This is a genomic window from Streptomyces sp. CB02980 (assembly GCF_014451325.2).
In the GTDB taxonomy this organism is placed as follows: domain Bacteria; phylum Actinomycetota; class Actinomycetes; order Streptomycetales; family Streptomycetaceae; genus Streptomyces.
This window is the reverse complement of the sequence record NZ_JACSCH020000013.1, coordinates 159,016-178,645: the sequence shown is the minus strand read 5'-3', so window position 1 is coordinate 178,645 and position 19,630 is coordinate 159,016. Positions and strand designations below refer to the sequence as shown.

Below are 19,630 nucleotides of genomic sequence, written 5' to 3'. Positions count from 1 at the left end.
ATCCTGGCCCGGAACTGCTCATTCCTACAAGAATCGCTCGTGACGGCAGTGGCAGACTTGCCCGGTGAGCAGCAACGAGACCGATCTTCGCGATGAGAAGCCCCAGTTCGTCCTTCCGTTGGTCGTACGGATCGAACGGGACGCGCCGCCGTCCCGTACCGACGCCCTGGAGACCGCCGCGCGCGCCGTCCTGGAGATCCTCACCGACGACCGCTCGCTCGGCGAGGGCGAGTGGGCGCAGGCCATGACCGACTGGCAGGACGCCAGGATCCGCAAGGTGGTGCGCCGGGCGCGCGGCGCGGAGTGGCGGCGCGCGGGCGCGCTCCCGGGGATCACGGTCGACGGCCTGGAGGCGGAGGTACGGGTCTTCCCGCCGGTCCCGCTCGACGGCTGGCCGAAGGAGCTGGCCAAGCTCCAGGTCTCGGGCACCGACCTCGACGACCCGGCCGTACCGGGCCCCGTACCGGACGGCGCGGTGGTGCTGTGGATCAACCCGGAGCTCGACATGTCGGCGGGCAAGACGATGGCCCAGGCCGGGCACGGGGCGCAGCTGCTGTGGTGGGCGATGGGGGACGCCGACCGGAAGGCCTGGCACGAGGCGGGCTTCCCGCTCGCGGTCCGCACCGCGCCGGCCGAGGAGTGGCCCGCCCTGGCGGCGAGCGGTCTCCCGCTGGTCCGGGACGCGGGCTTCACGGAGATCGCCCCGGGCCCGACCGTGGTGGCCGAGGGAAGCGACCGTTTCGCCCCGGCGCTGCGGCTGCCGCGACCGTAGCCCTCAGCGCCTGACACCCCCTCCGTTCGCCGTGACCGAATGGAACCTCAAATCAACCTCTGAACGTGACCCTCCTGGGATTCGAACGCTCCCGCCGGGGCCATCACGTGGGTGACTGAGGACCGAAGGAGGGGGACATGACGGAACTCGGCATCGGCATCGGCTGGCGTCCCGAGATCGCTGACGCGGTGGGGGGACTGTCCGGCATCGACTGGGTGGAGGTCGTCGCGGAGAACATCTGCGCCGACCATCTGCCCGACTCCCTGGCGCGGCTGCGCGAGCGCGGCGTCACCGTCGTGCCGCACGGCGTCTCGCTGGGGCTCGGGGGCGCGGACCGCCCCGACCCGGCGCGGCTCGCCGCGCTCGGCGAGAAGGCGGTGGCGCTCGGGGCGCCGCTGGTCACGGAACACATCGCGTTCGTCCGGGCCGGGGGGCCGCTGACCGCGACCCCGCAGCTCGAAGCGGGCCATCTGCTTCCCGTACCCAGGACCTGGGACGCGCTCGACGTGCTCTGCGAGAACGTACGGATCGCGCAGGACGCGCTGCCCGTGCCGCTCGCCCTGGAGAACATCGCGGCGCTCGTCTCGTGGCCGGGCGAGGAGATGTCGGAGGGACGCTTCCTGGCGGAGCTGGTGGAGCGTACGGGGGTACGGCTCCTCATCGACGTCGCCAATCTGCACACCAACCACGTCAACCGGGGCGAGGACCCGGCGCGGGCCCTGTCGGAGCTGCCGGTGGAGGCGATCGCGTACGTGCACGTGGCGGGGGGTGTCGAGCGGGACGGGGTCTGGCACGACACGCACGCGCACCCCGTGCCGGGCGCGGTGCTCGACGTACTGGCGGACCTCGCCTCCCGGGTGACGCCGCCGGGCGTGCTGCTGGAGCGGGACGACGACTTCCCGCCTGCGGAGGAGTTGGCCGACGAGCTGCGGGCGATCCGCAGGACGATCACCGCCGTGGGCGCACGTTCCGCCGGGAGGACGGGGGTCCCCGCGGACGAAGTCCGGGAGCGAGCGGACACGGCCCACCAGCACGGCGCCCCCTCGTCGAGGAGCGCGCCCCGGGGGGCGCTGCTCATCGGCGCCGGGGCTCGGGTTTCCGGTGGGCCGATGCCCAGCGTCACCCCGGTGGTACCCGTGGCCCCCGTACCGGAGACCGCGCCCGCACCCACGCCCGGTGCCCGGCAGCGCGTCGCCGTCGCTCAGGCCGCTCTGTTGTCCGCGCTCGTCGCCGGGACTCCCGTACCCGAGGGCTTCGACAGCCGGCGGCTCGGCGTGCAGAGCCGGGCGCTCGCGGCCAAGCGGGCCGGGGTCGTCGCCAAGGTCGCGCCGGAGCTCCCCGAGATCCTGGGCAGGGGCTACCGGCCGGCGTTCCTCGCGTACGCCCGATCCCGGCCCATGACCGGCGGCTACCGCCGCGACGCGCTCGACTTCGCCGAGCATCTCCTTGTCGCGGGGCGGCCGGAGGATCCGGCGGCGCGGCGGCGGCTCACGGAGTGGTGGCAGGACCGTTCGGGCAGCCGCCCGCCGGGCCGCGCCGCCCGTCTCGTACGGGCCGCCCGGCACGCTCTGGTACGGAAGTGAGGTGCTCGTGAACGTCCTGGTCGCGCTCTACTACCTCGCCGGCATCGCCGGCATCACGGCGCTCGTCACCCGGGTCGTCCGGACCCGCGGGGGACCCGGCGGACCGGTCCACGACCGGTACGAGGCCGCCTTCCTCAACGGCGGCCCCGCCAGGGTCGTCGACACCGCCCTGACCGCCCTCCAGGCGGACGGCAGGCTGGCGATCGGCGGCCCCGGCATCGTGGCGATCGTCCGCCCCGTCGCGTACGACCCGGTGGAGCGCGCCGTGCTCCAGGAGCACGCCGCCGCCCCGCACGGGGCCCTGCACCACCTGCGGATGGCCGTCATGCGGCACCCGGCGGTCCAGGAGATCGGTGACGGGCTCGCGGTGCGCGGGCTCGTCGTCGATCCGGCGACCCGGCGCACCACGTCCCGGTGGTGCGGCGTGTTCGCCATCACGGCATTCGCGCTCTTCCCGGTCTCGATCGTCCTCACGGTCGTGGACTTCGCCACCACCCTGGACACCGACTCGGGGATGCCGGTCCCGTTCATCTTCAAGGTGGTGCCGATCCTGCTCGCCGCCCTGGTCACCGCCATCGTCTGCGGGTCGCTCACCGCCCGGCAGATCACCCCGGCCGGGCGGCGCGCGGTCTTCGCGTACGGGCGGGCCCACGCCCATCTCGCGGACGCCGGCCTGCTGGTGGCCCTGCACGGGCTCCGGGCGCTGCCCGATCCGGTGCTGCGGGAGCAGCTGGCGGCCGCCGCCCGGATCTACGGGCCGCCCCGGCGGCGCGGACGCGGCGGCCGGCGTCATGTGGCGCAGCACCGGTACGGCACCTCGGACGCCGGCGACGACTTCGCGGCGGCCACCGTGTGGTGTGCGGGGACCAGTGCGTGCGGCGGAGGGGGTGGCGGGGGCGGGGGCGGAGGTTCCTGCTCGGGCGGCGGCTCCGGTTCGTCGTGCTCGTCCGGGTCCTGTTCCGGGGGCGGCTCCGGTTGCGGCGGCGGGAGTTCGTGCTCCGGCTCCAGCGGAAGCTCGTGCTCCAGCTCCAGCGGGAGTTCGTGCTCCAGCTCCAGTTCCAGCGGGAGTTCGTGTTCCAGCTCCAGCAGCTGATCACCCGTTCGAGTGGCGGGCCCGCCCCGCCTCCCGTACAACTCGGTCATGGTCTGGGTTCCGTTGCTGCTCGTGGCGTGTGTGGTGGCCGGTGTCGGCTGTGCGCGGCTCTGCCGGGCGACGCTCGCGGCGGCCCGGCCGGCGCGCGGTGACGCGTCCGCCGCGGGCGCGTCCGAACTCACCGTCGGCGAGGCGGCCTACCTCGCCGGCGGGCCGCTGCGGGTCACCGATCTCACCCTCGTGTCCATGCACCGGGAACGGCGGCTGCTGCTCGCCCGCACCGGCTGGGCGACGGTCGTGGACGCCGACGCCTGCGCGGGGGACGAGCTGGAGCGGGCCGTGATCGGCGCCCTGGGCCCTCGGGGGCAGGCGCCGATTCCCGCCGTACGTCCGCTGGTCGCCGCCGCCGACTCCGTACACCTGCTCGCGGAGCGGCTCGTCGCACGGGGGCTCGCCGTGTCCGCCGAGGGCCGGCGGGAGGTCGCCGCCGGGCTGCGGGTGGTGCGGGCGGGTTTCCTGCTGAGCCTGGTTCTCGGGGCGGTGTCCGCGCTGCTCGTGCCGGCCGCCGAACGGGGCCCGGTCCTCGCCGGGTTCGCGCTGCCGCTGCTCGCGTCGGGGCTCTGTCTGCTGATCGGGCGGATCGAGGTGTACCCGTACACCCGCTGGGCCTCGCCGGCCGGGCAGCGGCTGCTCGCCGCGCTCTCGGCCACCGATCCGTTGACGGCACTCGCGACGCGCGGACCCGCGGTCCTGGAGCCGGAGCTCCGTGCGGCGCTGCGCGGCCGGGGCTGAGGCCGGCAGCGAGAAGGCCCCGGAAAGGACGCCGGTGCGGCGCGCGTATGCGCGCCGCACCCGGAGCCGGACCCGGTGTCGCTGGCGCGGCAGGCAATGGTCACGCCTGCCGTCTGATCTTCCGGGTCGAGGGGTGGCGCGCCCGGCCGGGAGCCGGGCCACCACCAGGTTTTCGTGCGGCCGTCAGGCCAGGCCCGCCACCAGGTCGGCGACGCTCTTGCGGCGACCGGTGTAGAACGGGACCTCTTCGCGGACGTGCATCCGCGCCTCGGAGGCGCGCAGGTGACGCATGAGGTCCACGATGCGGTGCAGCTCGTCGGCCTCGAAGGCGAGGAGCCACTCGTAGTCGCCGAGGGAGAAGGAGGCGACCGTGTTGGCGCGGACGTCCGGGTAGCCACGGGCCATCTTGCCGTGGTCGGCGAGCATCCGGCGGCGGTCCTCGTCCGGCAGCAGGTACCAGTCGTAGGAGCGCACGAAGGGGTAGACCGAGACGTAGTCGCGCGGGTTCTCGTCGGCCAGGAAGGCCGGGATGTGCGACTTGTTGAACTCGGCGGGGCGGTGCAGCGCCATGTTCGACCAGACCGGCTCCAGGGCGCGGCCCAGGCGGGTGCGGCGGAAGAGGTTGTACGCCTCCTGGAGCTCGTCGCTCGTCTCGGCGTGCCACCAGATCATGACGTCGGCGTCGGCGCGCAGACCGGAGAGGTCGTACGTGCCACGGACGGTGATGTCCTTGGCCGCGAGCTGGTCGAACAGCTCCTGGACCTCGTCGGCGTAGCCGCCGCGGTCCTCGGGGAGAACGTCGCGCAGCTTGAAGACGGACCACAGGGTGTAGCGGATGACCTCGTTGAGGTCCTTCGCCTTCTTACCGGCGTTCGGGATCTTTTCGGGCGCACTCATACGCCTATTCTCGCCCGTCACAGGGAGTGCCCCGCACCGGGGTCGGTCCTTTTCGACGTGGCGATGATCTCGTCGGCCGCCCGATGGGCCGAGGCGATGCAGGCGGGGATGCCGACACCGTCGTACGCGGCGCCCGCGACGCGCAGTCCGGGGAGGGCGGCGACGGTCTCGCGGACCCGGGCGACCCGGGCGAGGTGGCCGACCGGGTACTGCGGCAGGCCGCCCATCCAGCGGGTGACCGTGGTGGCGACGGGCCGGGCGGTGAGTCCGATGGCGGCGGCGAGGTCCTTGAGGGAGGCGGCGACGAGGTCGGCGTCCTCGCGGTGGACCTGGTCCTCCTCACCGTGGCGGCCGACGGAGGTCCGCAGCACGAACAGGTCGGGGGCGCCGTCGGTGACCCACTGCCATTTCTGCGAGGAGAAGGTGGAGGCCTTGATCGTGTGGCCGTCGACGGGTGGCACGAGGAACCCCGAGCCCGACAGGGCGGGCATGTCGGTGCGGCGGAAGGCTAGCGTGACCAGGGCCATGGAGGCGTACGCGATGGCGTCGAGCTCGGCGGCGGCGGCGGGCGCGTGCGGGGCGAGGAGCGCGGCGGCGGGGCCGGCGGGAGTGGCGAGGACGACGGCGTCGGCGGTGAGGACCCGGTCGCCGCTGACGACCTGCCAGCCGGTGGCCCCGGTGCGGCGGAGCGCGGTCACGGGGGCGTCGGTGAGGATCTCGCCGCCGGCGGCGCGGATCGCGTCGGCGACGGCGCCGGGCAGGGTGCCGACACCGCCGTCGACGCCGAGGAAGACGGTGCCGCCGAGGCCGGTGGCGGCGCCCGCCGCGTCGGCGGGGACGGCCGCCCCGGCCTGCTGGACGGCGCGGACGGCGGCGGTGAGCGTGGGCCGGGTGCGGGCGGCCTCGAAGAGCGCGGGGACGGCGGCCTTCATCGAGATGCGGTAGGCGTCACCGGCGTACACCCCGCCGAGGAGGGGTTCCACGAGCCGGTCGACGACCTCGTGGCCCATGCGGGCGGCGACGTACGCGCCGATGGCGATGTCGTCGCCGATCTCGGCCGGGGGCAGTTCGGCGTCGAGGCCGATCCGGCGGACGCCCTCCGCGGAGAGCAGTCCCTCGACGGCGTGGGCGTCGCCGGGGACGCCCATGACGTGGCCCTTGGGCATGGGGACGAGCTCGCCCCGGGACCAGACGGACGCGGTGGTCGTGCCGGGGGCCTGGAGCCGGTCGCCGAGGCCGACGGCCCGGGCGAGGGCGACCGCCTCGGGGCGGCGGGCGAGCAGCGACTCGGCGCCGAGGTCCACGGGGGCGCCCGCGATCTCCCCGGCGAGCAGCTTGCCGCCGAGCCGCGGCCCCGCTTCGAGGAGGGTCACCCGGTGGCCGGCGACGGCCAGCCGGTGGGCGGCGGCGAGTCCGGCGATACCGCCTCCGGCGACGACGACATGAGGCCCGGCGTGGTGTCCCGTGGTGTCCGCGTTCATGGGACCACTCTCTCAAATCGCCCATCGGCTCCGGTTCCGAGGCTCCCTCTTCCGCCCGCTTCCGTTCCGAGGCCGGACCGTGACCGCATCGCTACCGCCGGAGGGCAACCCGATCGGTGGGCTCGTACGTCGAACCGGCAACACCTACCACCCCTGGGGGGACTCGATGCGGAGCTCACGTACGACGGCGAGAACGCGGGCGGCGGCGGGCGCGGCCCTGCTCACGGCCGCGCTGGTGCTGACCGGCTGCGGGGCCGGCGGCGTCGACACGGCCGGGGACGCCAAGCGCGACCTGAGCGCGGCGGGGCCCGCGGACGCCAAGGGCGACACGGCGGCGCAGGGCGCCGCCGACGGCTACGCCGGATCGGGCGCCGAGAAGGCCCCGTCCGCGCCCTCGAAGGCCCCCGCGCAGCAGCACGTCATCCGTACGGCCTCGCTCTCGGTGGAGGTCGGCGATGTGACGAAGGCCCTGGTCACGGCGCGCGACGTGACGGCAGGCGCGGGCGGGCACGTCGAGAACGAGTCGACGGAGCGGCTCGACGACGGGTACGTCACCTCCCGCGTCGTGCTGCGGGTGCCGCAGGAGCGGTACGACTCCGTCCTCACCGAGCTCGCCGGCACGGGCAAGCTGCTGGCCCGCAAGGCCGACGCCAAGGACGTCACCGAGCAGGTGGTGGACGTGGAGAGCCGGATCGCCACCCAGCGCGCGAGCGTGGCGCGGGTGCGGGCCCTGATGGAGCGGGCCGAGAAGCTGACCGACGTGGTGACCCTGGAGGGCGAACTCAGCCGCCGGCAGGCGGACCTGGAGTCGCTGCTGGCCCAGCAGTCCTCCCTGAGGGACAAGACGTCGCTGGCGACGATCACCCTGGAGCTGTCGCAGAAGGAGAAGCCGCGGGCCGAGGAGAACGAGGAGGAGGGCCGCCCCGGTTTCGGTGACGCCCTGAGCGGCGGCTGGAACGCCCTGGTCGGCGCGGTCTCCTGGGCCGTCGTCGTCCTCGCGGCCCTGGCGCCGTGGCTGGCCGTGGCCCTGATCGCCTACCTCGTGTGGCGCCACGTCGTCCGCCCCCGCCGCGCCAAGCGCACGGACGCCCACCCGGCGGCCCCGCCGGAGGCCCCGCCCGCCGTCCCCGCCGCCCGCCGCAACGCCGCGGGAGCCTCCGTACCCCCGGAGACGCCCGACACCCCCGGCACCGGCGAGTGAGCCGAAGGGGCGCGGCTGTTCCTCCGGCTTTGGCACTTTGGAGGCGAACCGAGCCCAAAATGGAGAGGTGAGTCAAAGACTGGTGGTCATCGGTGGCGACGCGGCGGGGATGTCCGCCGCGTCGCAGGCGCGCAGGCTCAAGGGGCCGGAGGAGCTGGAGATCGTCGCGTTCGAGCGCGGTCACTTCTCCTCGTACTCGGCCTGCGGCATCCCGTACTGGGTCGGCGGTGACGTCGCCACGCGCGACAAGCTGATCGCGCGCTCCCCCGGGGAACACCGGGCACGCGCCATCGACCTGCGGATGCGGACGGAGGTGACGGCGATCGACGTGCCAGGCCGCCGGGTCCTCGCGCGGGACCTGGAGGCCGGTACGGAGACCTGGACGGGCTTCGACAAGCTGGTGGTCGCGACGGGCGCCCGGCCCAAGCGGCCGGCGCTGCCGGGGATCGACGCCCCCGGGGTGCACGGGGTGCAGACCCTGGACGACGGGCAGGCGCTGCTCGACTCGCTGGACGCGGTGCCGGGGCGGCGGGCGGTCGTGGTCGGCGCGGGCTACATCGGCGTGGAGATGGCCGAGGCTCTCCTCAACCGGGGCTACGAGGTGACGGTCCTGCACCGGGGCGAACAGCCGATGGCGACCCTGGACCCGGACATGGGCCGTCTGGTGCACCGGGCGATGGACGGTCTGGGGATCACGACGGTCGCGTCGGCGGAGGTCACGAAGGTCCTCACCGGCGAGGACGGCCGGGTCAGGGCGGTGGCGACGGAGGAGGCCGAGTATCCGGCGGACGTGGTCGTCCTGGGCATGGGTGTGGTGCCGGAGACCTCGCTCGCCCGCGCGGCGGGGCTGCCCCTGGGGGCGCACGGCGGACTGCTCACCGATCTGGCGATGCGGGTCCGCGGCCACGAGGACATCTGGGCGGGCGGTGACTGCGTGGAGGTCCTTGACCTGGTCTCGGGCCGCGAGCGGTACGTGCCGCTGGGGACGCACGCGAACAAGCACGGCCAGGTCATCGGGTCCAACGTCGGCGGCGACTACGCGACGTTCCCGGGGGTCGTGGGCACGGCGGTGTCCAAGGTCTGCGACCTGGAGCTCGCCCGGACCGGCCTGCGGGAGAAGGACGCGCGGGAGGTGGGGCTGCGGTACGTGACGGTGACCGTGGAGTCGACGAGCCGGGCCGGGTACTACCCGGGGGCCGCGGCGATGACGGTGAAGATGCTGGCCGAGCGGCGCACGGGGCGGCTGCTCGGGGTGCAGATCGTGGGCCGGGAGGGCGCGGCGAAGCGGGTGGACATCGCGGCCGTGGCGCTGACGGCGGGGATGACGGTGGAGCGGATGACGGCCCTGGACCTGGGGTACGCGCCGCCGTTCTCGCCGGTGTGGGACCCGGTCCTGATCGCGGCCCGCAAGGCGACGGCGGCGGTCCGCGCGGCGGGCTGACGACGGCACGACGGCCGCCGGGGTGTCCCCGGCGGCCGTCGGACGGGCTTGGCGGGTGCGTCAGACGGCCGTCCTGGTGTGGACGTACTCGACGAGCCGGGACAGGGCGTCCGGGTCCATCGACGGCATGACGCCGTGGCCGAGGTTGAAGACGTGCCCCTCGAGGTTCTTCGCCGCGGCCAGGACCTCGTCCGCCTTGGCCTCGACGACCTCGCGCCCGGCGAACAGCACGGCCGGGTCCAGGTTGCCCTGGAGCGCCTTGCCGGGGCCGACGCGGCGGGCGGCCTCGTCCAGCGGGACGCGCCAGTCGACGCCGACGACGTCCGCGCCGGCCTCGCCCATGAGGCCGAGCAGCTCGCCCGTACCGACGCCGAAGTGGATGCGCGGGACGCCGTACCCGGCGACCGCGTCGAACACCTTCACGGAGGCCGGCATCACCGAGCGCCGGTAGTCGGCCGGGGCGAGGGCGCCGACCCAGGAGTCGAAGAGCTGGACGGCGGAGGCGCCGGCCTCGATCTGGACCTTGAGGAAGGCGGAGGTGATCTCGGCGAGGCGGTCGAGCAGATCGGCCCACAGCTGCGGGTCGCCGTACATCATCGCCTTGGTGCGCTCGTGGCTGCGCGAGGGACCGCCCTCGACGAGGTAGCTCGCGAGGGTGAAAGGCGCGCCCGCGAAGCCGATGAGCGGGGTGTCGCCCAGCTCCTCGGTGAGCATCCCGATGGCCTCGGTGACGTAGTGGACGTCCTCGGGGGTCAGGTCGCGCAGCCGGTCCAGGTCGGCGCGGGTGCGGATCGGGTCGGCGACGACCGGGCCGACGCCGGGCTTGATGTCGAGGTCGAGGCCGATGGCCTTGAGGGGGACGACGATGTCGCTGAAGTAGATCGCGGCGTCGACCTTGTGGCGGCGGACCGGCTGGAGGGTGATCTCGGTGACCAGCTCGGGCCGCATGCAGGACTCGAGCATGGGGATGCCCTCGCGCACCTTCAGGTACTCGGGGAGCGAGCGCCCGGCCTGCCGCATGAACCAGACGGGGGTGTGCGGCACGGGCTCGCGCCGGCATGCCTTGAGGAACGCGGAGTCGTGCGTCCGCGACTGCTGCTTCGTCTGCTGGCCCTGCGGGCTGTCGTTGGCACTCACGCCCAGAATCTTCGCATGTGGCGGGAAGCCGCTCGTCCGGGCCGGGTGTCCTCCCTGCACAGAGGCCCCGTTCCGCCTACTCTTCCCCGCATGGCTGCGGCTCAGGGACATTTTTCCGATCATTCCGAAGGCGATCGAGGGACGGACGAAACGGCGGACAGTACGGAGGCGAACCCGGTACCCCCCGCGTTCCGCCGGGCGGTGGAGGCGCTGCGCTCGGCGCGGTTGCGGCCCGAGATCGAGATCGACCCGACGAGGCCCCCGCAGCGCCTCGCCCCTCACGCGTACGCGGTCGAGGCGGCCGTCGTGGACGGCGAGGAGGACCTCGCGGACGGGCGGCTCGTGCTGCTGCACGATCCGGACGGCCACGAGGCCTGGAAGGGCACCTTCCGGCTTGTCACGCTGGTCCGGGCGGAGCTGGAGCCGGAGATGGCGGCGGATCCGCTGCTGCCCGAGGTGTGCTGGTCCTGGCTGACCGGGGCCATGGAGGCCCGGGGGCTCGCGTACGGGGAGGCGAGCGGCACGGTCACGATGGCGGGCTCGCACTACTTCGGCGGTCTCGCGGACCGCAGGCCGGCGACGCAGATCGAGATCCGGGCGTCCTGGACGCCGCGCGAGGGTCTGGGCGGGGTGCCGGACACCGGAGCGCATCTGGCGGCCTGGTGCGATCTGCTCTGCCAGATCGCGGGACTGCCGCCCGTGCCGGCCGATCCGGCGACGGGCGCGGCGGGGACGGTGTCGGGCGCGGGGATCGTCTCGCTGCCCCAGCGGCGGGGGCCGCAGCAGGTCTGAGGGGTGGGATCAAGCCAACCTTCGGAGTGTCCGAAGACGGCCCCGGCACTCCCTCTCAGGGGTGACACGAGGGGGCCCGCTCGTAGGATGATCGATCACGCGTCCGAATTGCCCTAATTGTTACTCACCAAATCGTGATCTTTCCCTAAAGGCGGGCGGCCCAGCTGCCGAAGGAACCAGTGACCCCTTCACAGCACGGGTTCGCCCCCGGCTTCTTCCCCGAGCCGGCTCCGTCCCGCACCCTTCCCCCCAGGAGGCCTGGTGTCCGTTCTCCTCGAGCAGCCCGCAAGCCTGGTCGCCTACCGCCCGAACAAGCCGACGGCCATGGTCGTCGTGGCCGACCCGCGCGTCCGCTCCACCGTGACCCGCCACCTGTGGGCCCTCGGAGTACGCGACGTGATCGAGGCTTCTTCCATCGCGGAGGCACGTCCCCGCGTCGGCAACCCGCGCGACATCTGCGTTGCCGACGTCCACCTGCCCGACGGCAGCGGCCTGACCCTGCTGTCCGAGACCCGCGCCGCGGGCTGGCCCAACGGCCTCGCCCTCTCGGCGGCGGACGACATCGGTGCCGTGCGCAACGCCCTGGCGGGCGGCGTGAAGGGCTATGTCGTCACCGGCACCCGTACGAACATCGGTCACCCGACCCGACCCGGCGCCGCCCCCATCGGCGCCGCGGCCGCGCGGCTCGGCCACCGCCGCCCCCCGGGTGCCCCGAGCCACCCGGGCGGCTACCGCGAGCTCTCCGGCCGTGAGGTCGAGGTGCTCCGGCTCGTCGCGGAGGGCCAGTCGAACAAGGCGATCGGCGTCTCCATGGGCCTCTCGGCCCTCACCGTGAAGAGCCACCTCGCCCGGATCGCCCGCAAGCTGGGCACCGGCGACCGCGCCGGCATGGTCGCGGTGGCCCTGCGGACGGGGATCATCCACTGACAGAGCGCTCGACGAGAAGCCGGCGCCTGTCGACGGAACGTTCCGTCGACAGGCGCTTGCCGTTCACCGATACCCTTGACAGGTGACCGACGCCCAAGAGACCGCAGCAGACACAGCACTGCGCACCACCGGGGGCGGCCCCCCGGACGACGATGTCCCTGCGAATGGGCTTCCGATCCCGTTGCTGGAGCCCCGCGAGGGGATTCCGCCCGTCGTCGAGACCGAGGACGCCCTCGCCGAGGTGATCGCCGCCTTCGCGGCCGGCCGCGGCCCCGTCGCCGTGGACGCCGAGCGCGCCTCCGGCTACCGGTACGGCCAGCGCGCCTATCTCGTGCAGCTCCGCCGCGAGGGCGCGGGGACCGCGCTCATCGACCCGGTGGGCTGCCCCGACCTCTCGGGACTCGGCGAGGCGCTCGCCGGGACCGAGTGGATCCTGCACGCCGCGACCCAGGACCTCCCCTGCCTGCGCGACATAGGCATGCTCCCCACCTCGCTGTTCGACACGGAGCTCGCCGGGCGGCTCGCGGGCTTCCCGCGCGTCGGCCTCGGCGCGATGGTCGAGTCCGTCCTGGGCTACGCCCTGGAGAAGGGCCACTCCGCCGTCGACTGGTCCACCAGGCCGCTGCCCGAGCCCTGGCTGCGGTACGCGGCCCTCGACGTGGAGCTCCTCGTCGACCTGCGGGACGCCCTGGAGAAGGAGCTCGACCGGCAGGGCAAGCTCGAGTGGGCTCACCAGGAGTTCGACGCGATCGCCTCCGCTCCGCCCGCGCCGCCGCGCAAGGACCCGTGGCGGCGGACCTCCGGCATGCACAAGGTGCGGCGCCGCCGCCAGATGGCGGTCGTACGGGAGCTGTGGACGGCCCGTGACGCGGTCGCCCAGCGGCGGGACGTCTCCCCCGGCAAGGTGCTGAGCGACGCGGCGATCGTGGAGGCGGCGCTGGCGGTGCCGGTGAACGTGACCGCGCTCATGGCGCTGCCCGGCTACGGCCACCGGATGGGCCGCCGTCAGCTGGAGCAGTGGCAGGCGGCCGTCGACCGCGCCCGCGCCCTGCCCGAGAGCGAGCTGCCCCAGCCGGGCCAGCAGGTGGCCGGCCCGCCCCCGCCGCGCGCCTGGGCGGACAAGGACCCGGCCGCTGCGGCCCGCCTGTCGGCGGCGCGCGCGGCGGTCTCGGCCCTCGCGGAGGAACTGAACCTGCCGCAGGAGAACCTGATCACCCCGGACACGGTCCGCCGCGTCTGCTGGGAGCCGCCGACCCCCGGCGACGCTTCGGGCGTGGCCGCCGCCCTGACGGGCCACGGGGCGCGACCCTGGCAGGTCGAACTGGTGACCCCGCTCCTGGTGAAGGCGCTGACGGCGACCGTGTGACCCCGCTCGGAGAGCCCCTGGACGGTGTGAGAGACCGCCAGGGGCTCCGCCGTGTCTACGGGGCCGGGCTGAGGTTGCCGTCGGTGTCCATGTCGAAGACGCCCTCGGTCTTGCCGTCGACCTTGAGGTGCTTGAGCCAGTGCTTCGAGAGGTTGTGCACGTTCTTGTGCTGCATCTCCCACACCACCGAGTGCCCCGCGCAGTCCAGCTTGACCATCAGCTTGTGGGCGCCCGTGACGGCGTCGTAGAGCGCGGGGACCGAGAAGTTGAGTTCCGGGTCCGGGTTGGGGGGCGAGGTGTTCACCTGGCGGTCGAACTCCCCGTACACCATCAGTACGGGGACGCTTCCGCCGAGCACTCCGCCCTGTGCCGCGGTGGTCTCGTTCCATCCCCACCGGACGAAGTTCCTGATCCGGTTGAGCCCCTCCGTCGGCGGACCCCATGTGCTGCCGACCGGGTCGCTCTTCATGATCGCGTCCCACGCCGCCTCGACGACGTCGTCCTTGCGCTGGCCGTCGCAGTGCACCTCGGTCTTCCAGCCGCTGCCGAATCCGGGCTTCGTGCCGAGGAAGGTCGGAAAGCCCGGCCGCGGCAGCGTGGCCGGCGGGGTCGACGTTCCCTTGGGCGGGAAGATCGGCGCCAGCAGGAAGAGGCTCTCCACCTTCTGGGGATTCTTGACCGCGTACGGTCCCATCGTGAACGCGGCGGCGGACCAGCCGATGAAGGCGACCTTCTCCACCTCGCACTCGGCGCGGATGAAGTCCACGACGGTGTTCAGCTCGTCCCGGTCGCTGTTCGAGTTGGTCAGCTGGAACGGGTAGTTCGGCGGGCCCGGCGTGAATCCCGGTGGCCGTGGTGTCAGCAGGTGCTGATGAGCGGGGTTGACGTTGCGGGGGTCGTCCATCTGGGGACGCGGCGACAGTCCGGAGCCCTGGAGGTCCATGATGAAGACGTCGTAGCCGGCTTTCGCCAGGGCCTCGGCCCAGCTGTACGACTTGTACTGAAGGTCGAAGCCCGCGAGCGCCGGGACGCTCCGGCCGTGGAGCATGAGGACCGGCTTCCGCGCCCCTCCTCCGGACGCGCTGTTCCTCCGCTCCCGCACGAAGAGCTTGACGGCCTTGCCCTTGTTCGCGGGGACGGTGGACGTGTGGGGGACTGCGTGGTCTTTGGTGATGATCGCCATAGGAGTCCTTTCCGTGGGCGGGGCCGGAGCCTCGTGCCCCGGGCCGGTGCCAGACTCCGCCCGCCGACGGGCGGCCGCGCCGCGACACGGCCGCCGCTCTGGGCCCATCGGGTTGCGGGACCCTCCGATCAGACGGGCGTACGCGGGGGGCGTGCGGTCGGCCCGGCGGCATTCTCGGGGTGTGACCTTCGCCGCTTGGGCCCCAGGGGCTGGGCAGCTTGGTTACCCACAAGTAGCATGGGGGAAGCAAGCGCACGCTTAGGCGTGTGCCGCAGCAGTGCCATCCCGCACCCTGGAGGAGAGCCATCGTGCCTCGTACCGTCAGGGATGTCGTCTTCGTCGACGGCGTCCGCACCCCGTTCGGCAAGGCGGGCCCGAAGGGCATCTACCACGAGACCCGCGCCGACGATCTCGTCGTCAAGGCCATCCGGGAGCTGCTGCGCCGCAACCCCGGCCTCGACCCCGCGCAGATCGACGAGGTCGCCATCGCCGCGACCACGCAGATCGGTGACCAGGGTCTGACGCTCGGCCGCACGGCGGGCATCCTCGCCGGGCTGCCGCAGTCGGTGCCGGGCTACTCCATCGACCGCATGTGTGCCGGCGCGCTGACCGCCGTCACCTCGGTCGCCGGTTCGATCGCCTTCGGCGCCTACGACGCCGTCATCGCCGGTGGCGTCGAGCACATGGGCCGCCACCCCATGGGTGAGGGTGTCGACCCGAACCCGCGCTTCGTGTCGGAGAAGCTCGTCGACGAGTCCGCCCTCTTCATGGGCATGACCGCCGAGAACCTGCACGACCGCTACCCGAGCATCACCAAGCAGCGCGCCGACGAGTACGCCGTGCGCTCGCAGGAGAAGGCCGCCAAGGCGTACGCCGACGGCAAGATCCAGCAGGACCTGGTGCCGATCTCGGTCCGCCGCACCGACGCCTCCACCGGTGAGACCGGCTGGGGCCTGGTCACCGCCGACGAGCCGATGCGCCCGGGCACCACCCTGGAGTCGCTGGCCAACCTGAAGACGCCGTTCCGCGTCCACGGCAACGTCACCGCGGGCAACGCGGCCGGTCTCAACGACGGCGCCACCGCCTCGATCATCGCCTCCGAGGACTTCGCCCGCGAGAACAACCTCCCGGTGAAGATGCGCCTCGTCTCGTACGCCTTCGCCGGCGTCGAGCCCGAGGTCATGGGCTACGGCCCGATCCCGGCGACCGAGAAGGCCCTCGCGAAGGCCGGTCTGTCCATCGAGGACATCGACCTCTTCGAGGTCAACGAGGCCTTCGCGGTCCAGGTCCTCGCCTTCCTGGAGCACTACGGCATCGCCGACGACGACGCCCGCGTCAACCAGTACGGCGGCGCCATCGCCTACGGTCACCCGCTCGCCTCCTCCGGCGTCCGTCTGATGACGCAGCTGGCCCGCCAGTTCGAGGAGAACCCGCAGGTCCGCTACGGCCTCAACACGATGTGCGTCGGCTTCGGCATGGGCGCCACGGTCATCTGGGAAAACCCCCACTGGGAGGGCAAGTGAGCACCACCGCCGAGCTTCTGAAGGGCGCCGCGGAGCTCTTCCCCGACGAGGTCGTCACGAGCGCCCACGTACGGCACTTCGAACTGCCCGCGGGTGCGGGCCGGTTCGCCCTGATCACGCTGGACAACGGCTTCGACCACACCAAGCCGACCACCTTCGGCCCGCAGTCGCTCGCCAACCTGAACACGGCGATCGACCAGGTCGAGACCGAGGCCGCGAACGGTGAGATCACCGGCGTCGGCATCACCGGCAAGCCGTTCATCTTCGCCGTCGGCGCCGACCTCAAGGGCGTCGAGCTGCTCAAGAAGCACGACGAGGCGCTCGCCATCGGCAAGGGCGGCCACGACGTCTTCAAGCGGCTGTCCGAGCTCGCCGTCCCGACCTTCGCGTACTACAACGGCGCGGCCATGGGCGGCGGCGTCGAGGTCGGTCTGCACTGCACCTACCGCACCGTGTCGAAGGCCCTGCCGGCCTTCTCGCTGCCCGAGGTCTTCCTCGGTCTGGTACCCGGCTGGGGCGGCTGCGCCATCCTGCCGAACCTGATCGGCGCGGAGAAGGCCGTCTCGGTCATCATCGAGAACTCGCTGAACCAGAACCGTCAGCTCAAGGGCAAGCAGGTCTTCGAGCTCGGCATCGCCGACGCGCTGTTCGAGGGCGCCGACTTCCTGGAGCAGTCGCTGATCTGGACGGCTTCCGTCCTCAACGGCTCCGTGACCGTCGAGCGCCCCGCGATCGACCGCGGCGAGGCCTGGGACCAGGCCGTCGCCAAGGGCCGTCTCGTGGCCGACTCCAAGGTCCACGGTGCCGCGCCGGCCGCCTACCGCGCCCTCGACATCATCGAGGCCGCCAAGGACGGCGACCTGCAGAAGGGCTTCGACGCCGAGGACCAGGCCCTCGCGGACCTGATCATGGGCGGCGAGCTCCGCTCCGGCATCTACGCCTTCAACCTGGTGCAGAAGCGCGGCAAGCGCCCCGCCGGCGCCCCGGACAAGTCGCTGGCCCGCCCGGTCACCAAGGTCGGTGTCGTCGGCGCCGGTCTGATGGCCTCCCAGCTCGCCCTGCTCTTCCTGCGCCGCCTCGAGGTGCCGGTCGTCCTGACCGACATCGACCAGGAGCGCGTCGACAAGGGTGTGGGCTACGTCCACGCCGAGATCGAGAAGCTGCTCGGCAAGGGCCGCATCAACCAGGACAAGGCCAACCGTCTCAAGGGCCTGGTCTCCGGTGTCCTGGACAAGGCCGAGGGCTTCGCGGACGCGGACTTCATCATCGAGGCCGTGTTCGAGGAGATGTCCGTCAAGCAGAAGGTGTTCGCGGAGGTCGAGGCGGTCGCCCCGGCGCACGCGATCCTCGCCACCAACACCTCCTCGCTCTCGGTGTCGGAGATGGCCTCCAAGCTCCAGCACCCGGAGCGCGTGGTCGGCTTCCACTTCTTCAACCCGGTCGCGATCCTCCCGCTCCTGGAGATCGTCCGCGGCGAGCAGACGGACGACGCCTCGCTGGCCACCGCGTTCGGTGTCGCCAAGAAGCTGAAGAAGACCGCGGTCCTCACCAAGGACGCCCCGGCGTTCGTCGTGAACCGCATCCTGACCCGCTTCATGGGCGAGATCCAGAACGTCATCGACGAGGGCACGTCGGTCGAGACCGCCGAGAAGGCGATCGAGCCCCTCGGCCTGCCGATGTCGCCGCTGGTCCTCCTGGAGCTCGTCGGCCCGGCCATCGGTCTGCACGTCTCCGAGACCCTGAACCGCGCCTTCCCGGAGCGCTTCATCGTCTCCCCCAACCTGAAGGCCGTCGTCGAGGCCGGCAAGCGCGGCTTCTACGTCTACAAGCCCGAGAACGGCTTCAAGCCCGAGCTGGACCCCGAGGTCGCCGCGCTTCTCGTCCAGGGCGACTCCGTCCTGACCGAGCAGCAGGTCCGCGACCGCGTCCTGGACGCGGTGGCGCAGGAGATCGGCCTGATGCTGGAGGAGGGTGTCGTCGCCGAGGCGCAGGACATCGACCTCTGCCTGATCACCGGCGCGGGCTGGCCCTTCCACCTGGGCGGCATCACGCCGTACCTGGACCGTGAGGGCGTCGCCGAGCGCGTCAACGGCAAGCGTTTCCTCGCGCAGGGCGTGGCGAGCGTCCCGGCGTAACACCCGGCCTCGCGCCCCAGGGCGTACGTGAACGGCCCCGGCACCTTCTCCAGGTGCCGGGGCCGTTCGCGTACGTGCACGTACCGTCGGGCGCGCTCTTCGGGAGCTCCCCGGCGCGCCCGGGGAGCTCCTCGGGGCGTCACCCTATGGAGCGCCAGCCCTCCAGGAGCAGACCCTCCGTCGAGTCCTTCTGGCGGGTGGTGATCGGGGCGCCCGCGCCGACCCGGGCCATCGCGACCAGTCGCCCGTCGAGCCCGCGGGTGAGGACGGCGGCGAGCTCGCCGTGCCGCTCCCCGCTCTCCGACCACTGGATGCCTTCGGTCTCCTGCTCGCTCGGGTAGGCGGCGAGGGCGAGCCGGCCGTCGGCGGACTGCTGGGCGAGGACCGTGCAGTCGAAGCCGTCGATGAGACAGCGGGTGGCGGTGAGCCGTCCGGTGCCGACGGCCTTGCCGAGCACCGTCGGCTCCAGGGAGCGCTCCGGCGACCAGGCGCGGACCTGGCCGTCCAGGTCGAGGTAGAAGAGCGTGACGTGCCCGGAGGGGCCGGTCGTGGCCGCCAGGGTGCCCATGGTCACCGACGCCGGGAGCAGCTCCTCGCGGATCGGCCGGGCGCCGGACTCGCGCTGTACGTAGCGGGCGAGGCCCTTGGCGTGCGAGCTGTACAGCTCGACGAAGCCGGAGCCGTTGGTGACCGCGACCGGCGAGGGGTCGGTCCTCGACCCCTTCAGGTCCCACCAGGGGTGCCAGCCGCCGGCGTCCTTCTGGGCCCGCACGCTCAGCCCCCCGCCGCCGTTGGGCACGAAGGCGTACACACGGCCCTGGCCGTCCACCGCGACGGCGGGGTTGCCGGTCCACGGCCCCTTGCCGTTGGAGTGCCCGATCGAGCGCCACTCCAGGGCGGGGCGGCCGGTCTGGAACTGGACGCTGTGGACGAGCTCGACGTGTCCCTCTTCCCCGCCGGTGGGCCGCAGGGCGACGAGGTGGACGTAACGGTCGGCGCCCTGGCCGACGGCGAGGAAGGGGGTGAGCCGGCCGGCGGGTCCGGGGCCGCCGAGCGAGACGGGTCCGCTCCAGGATCCGTCGGGCTGCTCGGTCCAGCGCACCACCTCTCCGTCCCTGGGCAGGTAGGCGCTGAACCGGCCCTCCGCCCCCCTGGTCAGCCAGGCACCCTGGAGCAGGGGGACGGTGGAGGAGCCGTGGGAAGGGGCTGCGGGGGCCTGGGATCGATTAGCCATGGGGGGATCCAGCACTCCGGTCGTCGGAAGGAGTTCGGGTACGAACCGACTGTAGTCGCCCTTCCGAACGGTC

The 19,630-nt window shown here is 73.0% G+C and carries 16 protein-coding genes; 11 read left to right on the top strand and 5 right to left on the bottom strand.

What is annotated here, in order from left to right; all coding sequences use genetic code 11:
- The first annotated feature begins 64 nt into the window (after nt 1–64).
- The 4 genes from E0F75_RS25945 (at nt 65) to E0F75_RS25930 (ending at nt 4,240) form a co-directional block, all read left to right on the top strand.
- Nucleotides 65–772, top strand: a complete 708-nt coding sequence (locus E0F75_RS25945; protein ID WP_229313126.1) for a peptidyl-tRNA hydrolase — start codon at nt 65–67, stop codon at nt 770–772.
- Nucleotides 773–909: 137 nt separating this feature from the next.
- The gene (locus E0F75_RS25940) at nt 910–2,355 is read left to right on the top strand and encodes a DUF692 domain-containing protein (protein ID WP_229313124.1); all 1,446 of its coding nucleotides are present in this window, start codon (nt 910–912) and stop codon (nt 2,353–2,355) included.
- A 1-nt stretch (nt 2,356) separates the two neighbouring features.
- Nucleotides 2,357–3,448, top strand: coding sequence for a TIGR04222 domain-containing membrane protein (locus tag E0F75_RS25935; protein ID WP_229313117.1), 1,092 nt, complete (start codon nt 2,357–2,359; stop codon nt 3,446–3,448).
- Between the two features lie 48 nt (nt 3,449–3,496).
- Entirely contained in the window at nt 3,497–4,240 is a 744-nt protein-coding gene (locus tag E0F75_RS25930; protein ID WP_229313115.1) for a TIGR04222 domain-containing membrane protein, read from the top strand.
- A gap of 183 nt (nt 4,241–4,423) precedes the next feature.
- Here the strand turns inward: E0F75_RS25930 and hemQ are convergent, their stop codons facing one another.
- Entirely contained in the window at nt 4,424–5,137 is a 714-nt protein-coding gene (gene hemQ / locus E0F75_RS25925) for a hydrogen peroxide-dependent heme synthase (RefSeq protein WP_229313113.1), read from the bottom strand.
- Between the two features lie 17 nt (nt 5,138–5,154).
- Nucleotides 5,155–6,618, bottom strand: coding sequence for a protoporphyrinogen oxidase (gene hemG, locus E0F75_RS25920; protein WP_229313106.1), 1,464 nt, complete (start codon nt 6,616–6,618; stop codon nt 5,155–5,157).
- 79 nt (nt 6,619–6,697) lie between these two features.
- On the opposite strand from hemG, the gene E0F75_RS25915 reads away from it, so the two are divergent.
- Complete coding sequence (locus tag E0F75_RS25915; protein WP_229313082.1) at nt 6,698–7,819, top strand: DUF4349 domain-containing protein; 1,122 nt, start codon at nt 6,698–6,700, stop codon at nt 7,817–7,819.
- Between the two features lie 67 nt (nt 7,820–7,886).
- On the top strand, nt 7,887–9,260 hold the full coding sequence (locus E0F75_RS25910) for an FAD-dependent oxidoreductase (RefSeq protein ID WP_308189606.1): 1,374 nt from the start codon (nt 7,887–7,889) through the stop codon (nt 9,258–9,260).
- 60 nt (nt 9,261–9,320) lie between these two features.
- On the opposite strand, the gene hemE is transcribed toward E0F75_RS25910, so the two are convergent.
- Nucleotides 9,321–10,397, bottom strand: coding sequence for a uroporphyrinogen decarboxylase (gene hemE / locus E0F75_RS25905; RefSeq protein WP_229313081.1), 1,077 nt, complete (start codon nt 10,395–10,397; stop codon nt 9,321–9,323).
- Nucleotides 10,398–10,487: 90 nt separating this feature from the next.
- On the opposite strand from hemE, the gene E0F75_RS25900 reads away from it, so the two are divergent.
- The 3 genes from E0F75_RS25900 (at nt 10,488) to E0F75_RS25890 (ending at nt 13,482) form a co-directional block, all read left to right on the top strand.
- Nucleotides 10,488–11,189 carry a DUF3000 domain-containing protein gene (locus tag E0F75_RS25900; protein ID WP_229313079.1) on the top strand — a complete coding sequence of 234 codons (702 nt, stop codon included), beginning with the start codon at nt 10,488–10,490 and terminating at the stop codon, nt 11,187–11,189.
- Nucleotides 11,190–11,450: 261 nt separating this feature from the next.
- Entirely contained in the window at nt 11,451–12,116 is a 666-nt protein-coding gene (locus E0F75_RS25895; protein WP_015037008.1) for a response regulator transcription factor, read from the top strand.
- An 82-nt stretch (nt 12,117–12,198) separates the two neighbouring features.
- A complete protein-coding gene (locus tag E0F75_RS25890; protein ID WP_229313077.1) occupies nt 12,199–13,482 on the top strand; it encodes a ribonuclease D in 1,284 nt (427 codons plus the stop codon).
- A gap of 55 nt (nt 13,483–13,537) precedes the next feature.
- On the opposite strand, the gene E0F75_RS25885 is transcribed toward E0F75_RS25890, so the two are convergent.
- A complete protein-coding gene (locus E0F75_RS25885) occupies nt 13,538–14,665 on the bottom strand; it encodes an alpha/beta fold hydrolase (RefSeq protein WP_229313076.1) in 1,128 nt (375 codons plus the stop codon).
- A gap of 308 nt (nt 14,666–14,973) precedes the next feature.
- Here E0F75_RS25885 and E0F75_RS25880 point away from each other — a divergent pair, with 308 nt between their 5' ends.
- Complete coding sequence (locus E0F75_RS25880; RefSeq protein ID WP_229313075.1) at nt 14,974–16,188, top strand: acetyl-CoA C-acyltransferase; 1,215 nt, start codon at nt 14,974–14,976, stop codon at nt 16,186–16,188.
- Entirely contained in the window at nt 16,185–18,323 is a 2,139-nt protein-coding gene (locus tag E0F75_RS25875; protein WP_229313073.1) for a 3-hydroxyacyl-CoA dehydrogenase NAD-binding domain-containing protein, read from the top strand. The genes E0F75_RS25880 and E0F75_RS25875 overlap by 4 nt, the downstream gene beginning before the upstream one ends.
- A 139-nt stretch (nt 18,324–18,462) precedes the next feature.
- Here E0F75_RS25875 and E0F75_RS25870 read toward each other — a convergent pair whose 3' ends face one another.
- A complete protein-coding gene (locus E0F75_RS25870) occupies nt 18,463–19,557 on the bottom strand; it encodes a hypothetical protein (RefSeq protein ID WP_229313072.1) in 1,095 nt (364 codons plus the stop codon).
- Nucleotides 19,558–19,630: the final 73 nt, after the last annotated feature.

Bases quoted from the DNA above. Each gene is read 5' to 3' on its own strand.
- E0F75_RS25940 (WP_229313124.1), top strand. From the start codon at position 910: ATGACGGAACTCGGCATCGGCATCGGCTGGCGTCCCGAGATCGCTGAC.
- E0F75_RS25930 (WP_229313115.1), top strand. From the start codon at position 3,497: ATGGTCTGGGTTCCGTTGCTGCTCGTGGCGTGTGTGGTGGCCGGTGTC.
- hemQ (WP_229313113.1), bottom strand. From the start codon at position 5,137: ATGAGTGCGCCCGAAAAGATCCCGAACGCCGGTAAGAAGGCGAAGGAC.
- hemG (WP_229313106.1), bottom strand. From the start codon at position 6,618: ATGAACGCGGACACCACGGGACACCACGCCGGGCCTCATGTCGTCGTC.
- E0F75_RS25900 (WP_229313079.1), top strand. From the start codon at position 10,488: ATGGCTGCGGCTCAGGGACATTTTTCCGATCATTCCGAAGGCGATCGA.
- E0F75_RS25885 (WP_229313076.1), bottom strand. From the start codon at position 14,665: ATGGCGATCATCACCAAAGACCACGCAGTCCCCCACACGTCCACCGTC.
- E0F75_RS25870 (WP_229313072.1), bottom strand. From the start codon at position 19,557: ATGGCTAATCGATCCCAGGCCCCCGCAGCCCCTTCCCACGGCTCCTCC.